A 13,723-nucleotide genomic window follows, 5' to 3' on the forward strand; every position below is an offset into this window, starting at 1 on the left:
CAAAGGGTTAAGTCTTTTTGGGGTAGGAAATATCCATGCAGACTTTAAAGAACAAAGCCTTTCGTGTTAGTGTCCATTAGGGCGCTTTAGTTAGGAAGCTCCTTGCTTTAGCAAGGGGTGGTTTCACAAACAACGATAAACTTTTAAAGCATGTGTTTTTAAGCGATGTAAGGAATTAACATGGATTATAAAAAAATAGATTTATCCAACACAAACTACCCAAGTAAAGAGCAATTGGAAGCTTTCAAAACAGCTTTTGACGCCTTTTTAGAAACCAACCAACAAGAAAATGAAAATCACCAAAACGATGCTTTTAATGATTTATTGAAAGGTGTTTTTAAATACAAGGTTAAGCCCACCAAAAAAATAGACAGTGCTATTCTTAATGACAATGACAAAGTGGAAGTGATCATTGAATTTAAAGCCCTTAAAAACCCCAACGAATTTATTAAAAAGGGTGATTTGAATGTTAAAGCCTTGCATGAAAGCCTTTTGTATTATCTCATAGAAAGAAAAAATGGTAATAACAACCTTAAGCATCTTATCTTAGCCACTATTAAAGAGCTTTATATTATTGATGCGAACGAATTTGAGGTTTTTAATAAAGATAAAGAAATTGAAAACGCCTTTAAAAATTGCCACGATAGAAAGGGTAACGATACACGCACAGAAGCGTTTTATGATGTTTGCCAAAAGCGCCTTAATGAGCTTGATCGTTCTTTGAAATACCACCATATCCCTCTCAAAAAAGAAAATTTAGCCCTAATCTATCAAGCCCTAAGCCCTAATTTTTTGCTCAAAATTCCAAAATATTCTGACGCTAACACGCTTAACAAAGATTTTTATGAAGAATTGCTTTACATTTTAGGGTTAGAAGAGCAAAATGACAAAGGGAAAATTTTAATCAAGCCCAGCCGCACCCAAAATTCCCTAAGCGCTACTTTAAAAGAGCAATACAAAAATTTAGACGATGAAGAAGTCATGGCGTTACTCATCGCTTGGAATAACCGCATCTTGTTTTTACGGCTTTTAGAAAGCCTTTTAATTTCTTTCAAGCATTTTAAAGAACCTTTTTTAACCATAGAAAACTTTAAAGATTTCAACGCCCTAAACACCCTCTTTTTTGAAGTTTTAGCCAAGAAAAACAGCGAGCGTTTACCAGAAATTAAAGAAAACAAGATTTTAGAAAAAATCCCTTATTTGAATTCCAGTTTGTTTGATAAAACGCCTTTAGAATTAAAGGGGCATGAAATCAAACTTTTAGACAATAAAAAGCTAGAAATCTATAAAAATTCCATTCTCAAAAAACATGAAAATTATCAAAAAGATTTAAAACATTTGCCTTTGCTAAAATACTTTTTTGCATTTTTGCATGCTTATAAATTCACCACCACCCCTAAAGATATTAAAGATAATACCGATACCAGCGAAAGCCGTTTGATTAACCCTAGCGTTTTAGGGCTTGTTTTTGAAAAACTCAACGGCTATAAAGAGGGGAGCTTTTATACCCCAAGCTTCATCACAAGCTACATGTGCAAAGAGAGCATCGAGTCAATCGTGTTGGATAAATTTAATCAAACCTATAACATAGAGTGTGAAAATTTAACAGAATTAAGAAATTATTTTAAAGATAACTACAGCTATAAAGAGGGTAAACGCAAAGAATACTTGCAACTCCTTCTCACTTTACGCGTTTGCGATCCGGCGGTGGGGAGCGGGCATTTCTTGGTTTCAGCGCTCAATGAAATGGTGTTAATTGCTTATGAGTTAGGGCTTATTGCTTCCTTGTATCGCCACGAGCTTAGATTAGAAAACGATGAAATCATCATTCACACGCCAGAGAATAAAGTCTTTAACTACACCATACCGCATAGCGAAAACGACCCCCACCACCAAATCCAAAAAGAACTTTTTGAGCTTAAAAAAGACATCATTGAAAACTGCCTTTTTGGCGTGGATATTAACCCCAATTCTTGCGAAATCACCAAGCTCAGGCTATGGATAGAGCTTTTAAAATACAGCTATTATATTTTTGAAGAGGGCAAGAACACCAACAATCTTGAAACCCTCCCCAACATTGATATTAACATTAAGTGCGCTAACAGCTTGATCTCACGCTTTAATTTGAATGATGATCTCAAAAAGATCCCCAATATCAAGCAAAAAATCCAAGAATACAAAGATCTAGTCGCCCAATACAAAGACCCAAACCCTCTCTATCCCTTAAATAAGCAATATCTTATCAACAAAATCCAAGACTTAAAAAACACTTTTTCCCTCACGCTTAAAGATCCTAAAACCAAAGCAGAGCTTGAAAAGGCTATTGAAAAACACATCAAAAAATACAATTTCTTTGCCCTAGACGATAAGAGTTTGCTAGATGGGTTAAATTACTTTATCCCAAGCCTTTTTGGCACGCTTAAACTAAGCCCTAAAGAAGAGGAAGAGGCTTTTGCTTCTTATGGGCGTATTAGAGCTTTGAGAAAAAAGCTTGATGATGCTTTAAGTGGTGGAGAGTATCAAAATGCGTTTGAATGGCGTTTTGAATTCCCGGAAGTGCTAGATGATGAGGGGGATTTTTTAGGCTTTGATTGCATCATAGGTAATCCGCCTTATATCCGCCAAGAACACATCAAAGACTTAAAGCCTTTATTACAAAAGCAATACCAGGATTTCTATAACAGCTCAAGCGACATTTACACCTACTTTTTTGCCCTATCTTACCACCTTTTAAAAGAAAAGGGGTTTAACGCTTTCATCACTTCCAACAAATACGCGCGAGCTAAATACGGCGCTAAATTAAGAGAATTGCTGCTCAAAAAAACCACCATTGTTAGCTACATGGAATTAAACGCCTTAAAAGTCTTTGAGAGCGCCACCGTGGATACTAGTATTATGAGTTTCATCAAACAAGAGCCCCCTAAAGAGAGCGTTTTTAAATATTACGAACCCATAGAAAACGATAAGGAAAATTTGAAAAGCACCCCCCCATCTCCCCATGAGACAAAACGCGCTTTCAACAGAAAGCTTTATTTTTGCCAACGCCACGCTTTTAGATTTGAGGGACAAAATGGAGAGCATTGGCACCCCGCTCAAGGATTGGGATATTCAAATCAATTATGGGATTAAAACCGGTGCGAACGAAGCCTTTATCATTCCCACTGAAAAAAGAGACGCAATCTTAAACGCTTGCAAGACGCAAGAAGAAAGAAAGCGCACAGACGCGCTCATCAAGCCCATTTTAAGAGGGAAAGACATTAAAAGGTATTCTTATGAGTGGGCGCATTTGTGGGTGATTAACACCCATAACGGCTACACTTCTGCCCTCAAATCCAAAATCCCTCCCATTGATATAGAAAAATACCCCGCAATTAAAGTGCATTTAGACTCTCATTACGATACTATTGCAACACGATGCGATCAAGGAGACACCCCCTATCACTTAAGGAATTGCGCGTATTTAGAGGATTTTGAAAAAGAGAAAATTGTGTATCCAGAGACTTCACAGGGGGCGTATTTTATATATGAAAACAGCGGAATATTTTTAGAAAAAACTGCATTTATGATTGTTAGTGATGCTTATAATCTTAAGCTTTTGACTGCTTTGCTCAATTCTAAACTGATTACATTCTATTTTAAAAATTTTTGCGGAGGTTGTATTTTAGGCAAAAGTGGTTATCAATACAATAAGCATGCTTTAGAAAAAATACCCATTCCTAAAATCACGCCAGAAAACCAAGAATTAGCCCAAAAAATCACCGATTGCGCAGAGCGGATCTTAAAAGCAAAAGAAAAAGACCCCAAAGCCAACACCCAAGGATTAGAAAAAGAAATTGACGCCTTAGTCTATCAGCTCTACCACCTCACCGATGAAGAAATCAAAACCATTGAAAACGGGCAGTGAATAAAAAGCGCTTTACCTTAAAGGAAACCCCTTAAATAGGGGAAACCTTTGGCTTAATGGGTTTTTTTAACAACGATTTTAACCCTATACTTAAAAAAAGTATTTTTAAGTATAATACAAGGGCTTTTTACCATGTTTTTTGGACATAGTAATCCTTTGAAGGTAATTTACCCCCTAATCTCTAGCAAAATAAAAATTAGGGGGTGAGCGTTATTTTATCCTAATCTTACAAAAACGATTTCTATAACAGCTACAAACCACTAATTTAAAATCGCATCGAAAAACTTTCTTCCAAATTTTTTAGTTAAAAGCTTTTTTAGAGATTGAATTTTAGATACCCCTAATTCTTAAACAAAGACTCTAAAGCTTCTACCCCTACTTTTTGCGTTTCTTTTTCGCTTTCATTTTCCGCGTTTTCTTTCACGCTAGGAATGGTTTCAAACTCTATGTGATAGCCTGTAAGCATGGACGCTAAGCACACATTCACCCCGCCTTTACCGATAGCCTTAGATTTTTCAATGTCTAACAAGCGCACTTTAGCCTTTTGCAAATGGTTATTGACAATGAAACGCTCTTGAACGGATTCTTTTTCTTCAGCACTCAATTCTTCTATAGGGATTTTTTTAACCTCAACGCTTAAAATTTTGGCTGGAGCGAGCGCTAAAGTGATATAAATTTCAGGCACATTAGAATACTCTATGCAATCAATGTTTTCTTTATTCAATTCGTTACTGATCGCATTGATGCGCACGCCCTTAACCCCCACGGCCGCGCCTATGGGATCAATCCTAGCGTTATGGGAAAAAAAGCTCACTTTCGCTCTGTTGCCTGGGATTCGCGCGCAATGGATGATTTCAATTTCTTTATCTTTAATTTCAGGGACTTCTAATTCCAACAAAGCTTCAAGCATTTTAGGGGTGGTGCGGCTCAGCTCTAATAGTAAGCCTTTTTTCGTGCGTTTGACTTGCGTTAAAACCGCTTTAATGCTATCGCCCACTTTAAAACTCTCGCCCTTGATGCGATGGCGCATGGAAAGAACGCCTTGAAATTGCTGCTCAATCTCAATAAAGGTGTTTTGATTGTGATCCACTAAAATCACTTGCCCCATTAAAACGCTGTTAAGGCGCTTTTGGAACGCTTCAAAATGGCTGTCTTCTAACGCCTTTTCTAGCTGGTATTGCAAATCTTTAAAAAGGCGGTTGATCGCTCCTTGCTTCATGCTCTCCAAACTCAAGCTATAGGACAATTCGTCTTTGATCTTAACGCTTGGATCCATTTCTTTGGCTTTAGACAAGCTGATGTATTTAGAAGGGTCGTTAATTAATCTTTCATCATCATCTTCTAAAACTTCCACCAACTGGATAAGCTGGAGCTGCTTGTTTTCTTCAACCACCAAGTAGCACGCTAGGGGGTCTAATTCATTTTGCGCCATTTTTAACAAACAGCCTTGAATCACTTTTGAAATCATCTCTTTAGGCAAATTTTTTTCATACGCAATGCATTCTATAAGGTCGCTGATTTTTTCCATTCTTAAGTTCCTTTAAATTGATGTTCTATCGTTTTTTGTCATTCTCTATTGTGGGGAGCGGCGCGTTTAAAAGAAATTTTATTATAGCGAATTTTTAAGCTTTATTAAGAATTTCTTCTAAAACCAGAGCGATTTTTTCCAAATCTTTTTCATTCAGGCTAAAGACTTCAAAACACACAAATTCGCATGAAATCCTTGTAATAACGCCTTTTTGAAAAAGCTTTAAATAAAGTTTCTCACTATTTAAAGCGCGGGTGTTTTTGGGCTGGACTTTCACGCAAAAGGATTCTAATTCTCTATCGGGCAAATTCCCTATTTTAGAAAAGCTAGAGGCGATGCTCACGTTCAATTCTAAAGGCTTTAAAAGGGCGTAGAGTTTCAAGGCTTTTTGCAATAAGGCGTCTTTAGTTTGGTTCAGTAGCGCATGAATGGTGATTTCTTCTTGATGATTGACCCATGCGTTTAGGCTGCAAAAAAGCAAGGTGAGCGTGATCTTATCCGCTCTCAAGGCTCTATAAAGGGGGTGGTTTTTTAACATTTCAACCCATTCTTTTTGCCCCATAATAATGCCCGCTTGCGCGCTGTTAAAGCATTTATCCGCGCTAAAGCTTAAAAGCGATGGTTTTAGGGCTAAAACCTCTTCTAAAGCCGTTCTATTTAATAAATCCACATCCCCTAAATTGTAATAATCAATCAAATCATGCTCTTTAGCCAGGGCTTGCAAATCTCTAAAAGGCGTGTCTTTTTTGAAAGCGGGGTTGTGGGTTTTAAAGAGCATTTTGCTGTTTTCATTCAAGGCCAAGCGGTAATCCCTTAAATAAGTGCGATTAATATTCCCCACTAAATGCAGCCTAGCCCCACTACTCAATAAAATATCTTTAAGGTTAAAATCCCCCCCCACTAATTCGCCATAAGAAACAATGATTTCTTTTTCTTGCGCTAAAGCGTTAGCGATGAGGAATACCGCGCTGGTGTTGTTATTGACAATCAAAATTTCTTCGGTGTTAAAACACGCCTTAAAAAGCTGTTTTAAAGGGGTTAAGCGATTCTTTTTTTTAGCGGTGTTGAGATCGCATTCTAAATCAATGGGATGGGTTAAAACTTCTTTTAAATAAGGTTCAATTTTTTCATAAAATTGCGCACTAAAAAACGATCGCCCATGCTTTTCATCAAAAACGCTCGTGCTCGCATTGATGATTTTTTGATAAGGGTTTTTCAAAAGATCCGGGGTTATTAGGAGCGTTTCTTTAGTCGTGATGTTAGCCATGATGAAAGCGCGTTTGCTTTTCCTTTTTTGAGAGCTAAAATAAGCGTTATTTTAAACTAAACCCGCTAAATTTTTGATAAAACTACTTTTTTAAAATCCTTAAGAGCATTTTAATGAGTTTATTGAGCGAGCGGAACTTTTTCCATAGAGTTTGGCGGTTTCTATAGGGCTTTTTCATGCTTGTTTCCATGTTCAAAATTCAAAAAGAAATCCTAAGATTTCTTTCATTTTAGAATTGATAGGATACCTCAAAACGCACATTAAATCCAGGAGCCGGGAGCGCCATGCGTTTATTTTTAGGGATCATATCGCTTGCTGGAGCGTCCGCGCTCGCTTGCCACACGGAAGCCTGGCTGACATATTGCTTGTTTAAGATATTATTAAACACGGCTGAAATCCTTAAACCCTGCCATTTTTTAGAAGTGGGGGTCCAGTTGATAAAGACATTATGCACACCATACCCAGGCTTATGGATTTTCATCAAGCCGTATTGAGGGTAGTAGATAGAATAGCCTTCATAAAACATGTTGGTTACAAAGCGTGAGAGCCAAGTTAAAGTAAGCCCCCATTTGTGGATATTGTAATCGGCTTTTAAGATAAACACATTCCCAGTCGTTGCAGCTAAAGCGTAAGTGTCCGCCAATAAATGCCCCCTAGCTGTCGGCCAAGAGCGAGCCACTGAGAAAGTCCCTACGAAATTTTTATATTGCACATTCCCTGAAACTTCATAACCATAAATATTAATGGTTTCGGGTAAATTCCCTGACATGTTTTTTGCGGTCGCATTACCCCCGCCATTTTTAGAAGTGTCTTGCCCGTAGCTGTTGATGAAATTATTGATGACTTGATAGAACGCTGCCCCGCGCACATTGAAATACTTGCTGTTGTAATCCACATTGAATTCCACATTTTGACCGATCGCAGGGCGCAAATTCCTTTGATAAATCACCGTGGGATCGCGCATCAAAACGCCATCACCAGGCAAAGCCCCCTTAGTTACATACGCATAGCTCACTTTCAAGCCAATGCTTTCAATGGGGTTATAAAGCACGGTTGCAGAAGGCGAGAAACCAGAAGTTACATGCGTGCGGCCGTTTTTGTCTAGCAAGGTGTAAATATCATAACGAGTTCCCGCACCCACGATCACATTGCTTAAAATATTGTAGTTCGCTTGCATAAACCCACCGATGATATTACCGATCGCATGCGAATTTTGAGGCATGTTACGATAGAGCGGGTTAGGGGTGTTCAGATTTTGAGGGTATTGAGAGCTTTGATCGGTGTAGTAATGGCGGTAAGGCAAGCCCGGCCCGTTAGGGTCGTTAGGATCAATGTTGTTTTTATAATAGCCGTTTTTGCCTTTATCCAATCCAGAGAAAACGCTCAGGTTTTGATAAATCATGCCGTATTCAAACACATTCCCGTAATCTTCGCTAATGGGGTGGGTTACTTTAAAATTAACGCCTGAGTTGATTAAGAAAATCCTTCTGGCTAAAGTCCCCTCAGCGTCCGCATTCCCTAAAGTCCAATCGTTTGCGCTAGGGTTTTGAGCGTTAGGGGGGGTCATGTCGTAATCAGGATTTTTAGGGACAAGCCCATGATAAATATTAGATCCTGTAGAAATTGCAGAAGCGCCTTGCCAATTGATCGAACCCGGCTGCCCATAGCCTATTTGATACCCTCCATTAGAAGGCCTGATAGCCCCTTGCGTGCACTGGCTGATATTATCTGGGTTGTTGCACCACTCTTTCACTTCAGGGATGTAATCCGGATTAGCCGGCTCGTTAGAATTGTAAGCGAAAGGATTCACCACAGGGTTATAATCGCCCCCCCTTACCCCTAAAAAGGCAGTGGATTCAACGCGCGGCTGACTAAAACTAGTACCTCCATCATGCTTGTATTTCAGACTCAAATTGTGGTTGAAGTTGATCGTATGGGCTAATTCTTTCCCAAAGTCAATCACAAAAGGCGCTGGTTGGCTTCCTGGGTCATTGGCTTTGGAGAGAGCTGAAGTGGTGTTAGGGCGTAAAAGCCTAGTGGAATTCTCCCTTGTCATGTTGTAGCTTAAGCTGATGGTATCCGTGTCGTTGATATAGCCATTGACTTTACCTAAAACGCTATTGACTTCGCTTGGAGTCCCTATGCCAATGTCGCTATTGCTTGGATCTTGTAAATCGTAGTTAGGGTGGAAGAGATTCCTAAAAGCGTTGTTCCCGTCTCTGTAGTAAAAAATATTTTGATGGTTGTAATAAGCGAGTATGTCCCAATTTTTACCGCGATAGGCTGCAGTGGCGTTCATGCGATACCCGAAGTTAGTGTAAAAGCCCGCTTCCGCTTTAGCCCCATAAGTTTGGTTCTTTCTTAAGAAGTCGTTAGCGTCAATCGTGGTGAAAGACAATTTACCCGCCACCGCACCAGGACCTGCTGAAGCGTTCGCTGCCCCTTTAATCACTTCCACTTCTTTAATCATATTAGGATCGATCACGGTGTTAGCGTCATGGTGGAAAATGTTACCATTTTGAGCGACGCCATCTATTGTTACCCTTAAGAGACGGCTCTCAATCCCCCTAACATAGATCTTTTGCGCCATTAAGCCCCCACTTGCCACATTCACATCCGCCCTAGTCCTAAAAATATCACGGATTTGGTTGCTTTGGCGCTGTTGGAGCTCTTTCCTGTTAATATACATTTTATTGTTGTATTCAAAAGTCCTTTCACCCTTAGTGGTTACCTTACCCAAAGTGTGGGTATTTTCTTGAGCTTGCAAACTGCTAGCGACAATACAAGAGACAAACACGATACGAAATTGATTTCTAAGCATTTCTTTTAGCCTTTTTATTTACTTTTTTCTAAAAAATTTAGTCAAGTTTTAAACCTAAGGTTATTATTACATTATTCTATTTAATAATACCTTAAATTTGTTTTAGGATTAAGAAAATATGAAGAAAAATGTGATTGAATAAAGTTTTAGCATTTTATTGAGCGGTTGATTATTGAGCGGCTGAATCAAGCGCTGTTCGTGAAGAAGTGCTACTGATCCCTCTTAAAAAAGTTTGAGAAGACACATTGATTTCAGCGTTTTGGCGGAAAATATCGCTTGGCTGGTTGCTCTGGCGTTCTTCTAAGTCATGGCGTTTGATAATGATGGTATTCCCCCATTGAAAGGGTCTATAAGCGCGCTTTTTTTTAATGATAAAATGAGATTCTAAATTTAAAAATTGCGCGTAACTCGGGAAATATAGTGGCTCTAATAAAGGGTTTATGGGGTGCGCTTTTAAAACCATAAGGAGGAAAAAGAGGTTAAAGATTGGTTTCATAGTAAATTTTCACGCTCGCCCCCACTTGAGAATTGGGAGAAATTTCTAACTTGCTGATTTTCAAAAAAAGCTCAGAGATCTCCTTGTAGCACGTTTTTAAAATTTGGCTCAAATCCTTAAGGGCGTCTTCAATGAGAAAGTATTGTTTTTCTTGCATCATCTTTTGGATAAGCTCTTGGATTTCCATGTAGTCTAAATAAGCCTTATTAGGTAATTCCGTGTAGAAAAGATCCACATTCACGCTTATTTTTTGGGGTTTTAAGCGTTCAAACTCTAAAATCCCTAAAATCGTTTCAAACACGAAGTTATGGATATGAACGCCTTGTTTAGTTCTCATAAGACTTTCTTTTCTTTACCGGTCAATAAATTGAAAATATTGCCCGCATGCTTGATAAGGGTGAAAATAAAAATAAGCACCATCGGCGTTTGCGTGCCGACTTCTTTAAGGATATTGACGCTGTCTGGGATATGCATATAAGGCACAAAAAAGATAAGAACAGTCGCTGTGCCTACCCCTAGAATGCTAGCGAGTGAAGAGATTTTAAGCACCTTACCCACAAAAAACCACACCGTTAAGCCGATGAGGCTTTCAATAGGGATGAGCAACACCACAGAACCCATGATCGTAGAAACGCCCTTACCTCCATTGAAATTCAAAAAAGGCGAATAACAATGCCCTAAAATGCTCGCAATAGCGACCATCCATTGCAAGCTATAATCCAACCCAAACAATTTGCTCAAAAACACCGCGAACATGCCTTTGAATAGATCCAAGATTAAGACTAATAGGGCCATTTGTTTAGCGTTGTTTACGCCCTTACTTTGTAAAGCGCGCAAGACATTCGTTGCACCAATGCCCCCCGATCCAATCTTAGTAATATCCATGCCATAAAAGATTTTCATTAACGCATAGCCAAAAGGAATCCCCCCGATAAGATAACCCAAAAGGGTGAAAATCACATTGATATTGGTTAGGAAATTTAAAACGCTTTCCATAAATACCCTTTCAAATAAAATAGCAATCATTATAACATGTTGCTTTTTAAGTGAAAGCGTTAAGTTGTTAGGGTATAGTGGCTTAAAAATTTTAGGATATTGAGAATGCTTGAAACTTCTAGCCATTTTTTAAAATCGTTTCGCTTGAAGCGTTATATAGGGTTTTTATTGATTTCTTTAGCGCTATTAATCACGCCCTTCATTCGCATTGATGGGGCGCATTTGTTTTTGATCTCCTTTGAGCATAAGCAGCTGCATTTTTTAGGCAAGATCTTTAGCGCTGAAGAATTGCATGTCATGCCTTTTATGGTTATTTTGCTTTTTATAGGGATTTTTTTCATCACCACTAGCCTTGGGCGTGTGTGGTGCGGGTGGGCTTGCCCGCAAACCTTTTTAAGGGTGCTTTATAGAGATGTGATTGAAACAAAGATTTTCAAACTCCATAAAAAGATCAGCAACAAGCAAGAAAGCCCTAAAAACACCCCAAGCTATAAGATGCGTAAAGTATTGAGCGTTTTATTGTTCGCTCCTGTTGTGGCGGGGCTAATGATGTTATTTTTCTTTTATTTCATCGCCCCTGAAGACTTTTTTATGTATCTTAAAAACCCTAGCGATCACCCTATTGCTATGGGTTTTTGGCTTTTTAGTGCTTTAGTGGTGCTGTTTGATATAGTGGTGGTTGCGGAGCGTTTTTGCATTTATTTATGCCCTTACGCTAGGGTGCAATCGGTGTTGTATGACAATGACACCTTAAACCCCATTTATGATGAAAAGCGCGGCGGAGCGCTTTATAATAATCAGGGCCATCTATTCTCTTTACCCCCCAAAAAACGCAGCCCAGAAAACGAATGCGTGAATTGTTTGCATTGCGTGCAGGTTTGCCCCACGCACATTGATATCAGGAAGGGCTTGCAATTAGAATGCATCAATTGCTTAGAATGCGTGGATGCATGCACGATTACCATGGCTAAATACAACCGCCCTTCACTCATCCAATGGTCTTCAACTAACGCTATTAACACGCGCCAAAAAGTGCGCCTAGTGCGTTTAAAAACGATCGCTTACATGGGGGTTATCGCTATTGTGATAGCTCTTTTAGCCATCACTTCGTTTAAAAAAGAACGCATGCTCTTAGACATTAACCGCAACAGCGATCTGTATGAATTGCGCTCTAGTGGGTATGTGGATAACGATTACGTGTTTTTATTCCACAACACGGACAATAAAGACCATGAGTTTTATTTCAAAATTTTAGGGCAAAAAGACATCCAAATCAAAAAGCCTTTAAACCCTATCGCCATTAAAGCCGGGCAAAAGATCAAAGCGGTAGTGATTTTGAGAAAACCCCTAAAGGGTAACGCCACAGAATACAAGAACGCTAGAGACGCTCTCATCCCTATTACCATACAAGCTTATAGCACGGACGATAAGAATATTACGATAGAAAGGGAATCGGTGTTTATTGCGCCAAGTGAAGATTGAAGCCTAAAACTAGCGTTCAATCACTTCATAAGGCAAGCCTTGTTTGATCAATTCTTCCATAAAGGGATCGGTGTTTAATTCTTCTATGTTGAACACCCCGGCCCTAAAATGATCCGCACTCCAAGTGTCATTACAAATCATTTTAGCCGTGCACATCGCTGGCACGCCGGTGGTGTAGCTTATGGCTTGCGAACCCACTTCTTCATAGCATTTTTTATGATCGCACACGTTGTAAATGTAGAGCGTTTTGTCTTGGTTGTTTTTAATGCCGGTCATATAGCACCCGATGTTGGTTTTACCGGTGGTGTCTTTGGCTAGAGTCGCTGGATCAGGAAGCAAGGTTTTTAAAAATTGTATCGGCACGATTTTTACGCCTTGATGCTCTATTTCTTTAATGCCTAGCATGCCGACATTTTCCAAGCATTTCATGTGGGTTAAATAATTTTGAGAGAAAGTCATAAAAAACCTCGCCCTCCTCAAGCCTTTAATGTTTTTGACTAACGATTCCAATTCCTCATGGTATAAAAGATACGAATCCATTTCGCCAATCTGCGGGTAAGCCCACACTTGCTTGATTTCTAAAGGCTTGGTTTCAATCCATTTACCATTTTCATAATAACGCCCTTTAGAGCTGACTTCCCTTAAATTGATTTCAGGGTTAAAATTCGTAGCAAAAGGGCGTTTGTGATCCCCAGCGTTGCAGTCTAAAATGTCTAAAGTGTGGATAGTGTCAAAATGGTGTCTTTGAGCGTGAGCGACATAAGCGTTAGTCACGCCCGGATCAAACCCAGCCCCTAAAACCCCTAAAATCCCTACTTCTTTATAAGCCTTATCAAACGCCCATTGCTCTTTGTATTCAAATTTCGCTAAATCCGGGTGCTCGTAATTGGCGGTATCAATGTAATGCGTTTTAGTCTCTAAACATGCTTGCATGATCGTTAAATCCTGATAGGGTAAAGCCACATTAACAACGACTTTAGGCTTGTATTTTTGGATTAAAGCGACTAAGGCTTGCGTATCATCAGCATCCACTTGTTCAACGCCAATTTCCCCCAAACCCTTTTTGAGCATGCTTTCTTTAATCGCATAGCATTTGTCTAAGCTCCTGCTCGCTAAAATGATATTTTTAAACACATCTCTATTCATGCCCATTTTGTGCGCTACTACACTGCCTACGCCACCAGCTCCAATTTGTAATACTGTATGCAAGGAACACCTACTTTCTAACT

Annotated in this window: 8 protein-coding genes and 3 pseudogenes; 4 read left to right on the forward strand and 7 right to left on the reverse strand. The window is 39.2% G+C overall.

Annotation, left to right across the window (positions count from 1 at the left end):
* From H7N67_RS08180 to H7N67_RS08185, 3 pseudogenes are all read left to right on the forward strand, one after another.
* Positions 1 to 70: pseudogene (locus H7N67_RS08180) on the forward strand (RNA-guided endonuclease InsQ/TnpB family protein); the annotation flags it as partial.
* Positions 71 to 180: 110 nt separating this feature from the next.
* Positions 181 to 759, forward strand: a pseudogene (locus tag H7N67_RS08250) (DUF7149 domain-containing protein); the annotation flags it as partial.
* Positions 757 to 3,904, forward strand: a pseudogene (locus H7N67_RS08185) (class I SAM-dependent DNA methyltransferase); the annotation flags it as partial. The pseudogenes H7N67_RS08250 and H7N67_RS08185, both read left to right, overlap by 3 nt.
* Before the next feature lie 340 nt (positions 3,905 to 4,244).
* Here the strand turns inward: H7N67_RS08185 and nusA are convergent.
* From nusA to plsY, 6 genes are all read right to left on the reverse strand, one after another.
* Positions 4,245 to 5,432 (reverse strand): transcription termination factor NusA, encoded by a 1,188-nt coding sequence (gene nusA / locus H7N67_RS05640; RefSeq protein WP_187939320.1) that lies wholly within the window; start codon positions 5,430 to 5,432, stop codon positions 4,245 to 4,247.
* Between the two features lie 94 nt (positions 5,433 to 5,526).
* Positions 5,527 to 6,699: an aminotransferase class V-fold PLP-dependent enzyme gene (locus H7N67_RS05645; RefSeq protein WP_187939321.1), complete on the reverse strand. Its 1,173-nt coding sequence runs from the start codon at positions 6,697 to 6,699 to the stop codon at positions 5,527 to 5,529.
* A 229-nt stretch (positions 6,700 to 6,928) separates the two neighbouring features.
* On the reverse strand, positions 6,929 to 9,520 hold the full coding sequence (locus H7N67_RS05650) for a TonB-dependent receptor (protein WP_187939322.1): 2,592 nt from the start codon (positions 9,518 to 9,520) through the stop codon (positions 6,929 to 6,931).
* A 169-nt stretch (positions 9,521 to 9,689) separates the two neighbouring features.
* Positions 9,690 to 10,016 carry a Plug domain-containing protein gene (locus H7N67_RS05655; RefSeq protein WP_187939323.1) on the reverse strand — a complete coding sequence of 109 codons (327 nt, stop codon included), beginning with the start codon at positions 10,014 to 10,016 and terminating at the stop codon, positions 9,690 to 9,692.
* A complete protein-coding gene (locus H7N67_RS05660) occupies positions 10,000 to 10,353 on the reverse strand; it encodes a FolB domain-containing protein (RefSeq protein WP_187939324.1) in 354 nt (117 codons plus the stop codon). The genes H7N67_RS05655 and H7N67_RS05660 overlap by 17 nt, the downstream gene beginning before the upstream one ends.
* A complete protein-coding gene (plsY, locus tag H7N67_RS05665) occupies positions 10,350 to 11,012 on the reverse strand; it encodes a glycerol-3-phosphate 1-O-acyltransferase PlsY (RefSeq protein WP_015643630.1) in 663 nt (220 codons plus the stop codon). Before plsY ends, H7N67_RS05660 begins: the two co-directional genes overlap by 4 nt.
* A 105-nt stretch (positions 11,013 to 11,117) precedes the next feature.
* Between plsY and ccoG the strand changes: the two genes are divergently transcribed.
* Positions 11,118 to 12,494, forward strand: coding sequence for a cytochrome c oxidase accessory protein CcoG (ccoG, locus tag H7N67_RS05670; RefSeq protein WP_187939326.1), 1,377 nt, complete (start codon positions 11,118 to 11,120; stop codon positions 12,492 to 12,494).
* A 9-nt stretch (positions 12,495 to 12,503) separates the two neighbouring features.
* Here ccoG and H7N67_RS05675 read toward each other — a convergent pair whose 3' ends face one another.
* Positions 12,504 to 13,703: a saccharopine dehydrogenase family protein gene (locus H7N67_RS05675; protein WP_187939327.1), complete on the reverse strand. Its 1,200-nt coding sequence runs from the start codon at positions 13,701 to 13,703 to the stop codon at positions 12,504 to 12,506.
* Positions 13,704 to 13,723 lie beyond the last annotated feature (20 nt).

Origin of the sequence: Helicobacter pylori (assembly GCF_014498195.1) — a bacterium.
GTDB classification, from domain to species: Bacteria; Campylobacterota; Campylobacteria; order Campylobacterales; family Helicobacteraceae; genus Helicobacter; species Helicobacter pylori_DO.

What these genes read in the sequence shown, in the direction of transcription:
- nusA (WP_187939320.1), bottom strand. Translation starts at nt 5,432, where the DNA reads ATGGAAAAAATCAGCGACCTTATAGAATGCATTGCGTATGAAAAAAAT.
- H7N67_RS05645 (WP_187939321.1), bottom strand. Translation starts at nt 6,699, where the DNA reads ATGGCTAACATCACGACTAAAGAAACGCTCCTAATAACCCCGGATCTT.
- H7N67_RS05650 (WP_187939322.1), bottom strand. Translation starts at nt 9,520, where the DNA reads ATGCTTAGAAATCAATTTCGTATCGTGTTTGTCTCTTGTATTGTCGCT.
- H7N67_RS05655 (WP_187939323.1), bottom strand. Translation starts at nt 10,016, where the DNA reads ATGAAACCAATCTTTAACCTCTTTTTCCTCCTTATGGTTTTAAAAGCG.
- H7N67_RS05660 (WP_187939324.1), bottom strand. Translation starts at nt 10,353, where the DNA reads ATGAGAACTAAACAAGGCGTTCATATCCATAACTTCGTGTTTGAAACG.
- plsY (WP_015643630.1), bottom strand. Translation starts at nt 11,012, where the DNA reads ATGGAAAGCGTTTTAAATTTCCTAACCAATATCAATGTGATTTTCACC.
- ccoG (WP_187939326.1), top strand. Translation starts at nt 11,118, where the DNA reads ATGCTTGAAACTTCTAGCCATTTTTTAAAATCGTTTCGCTTGAAGCGT.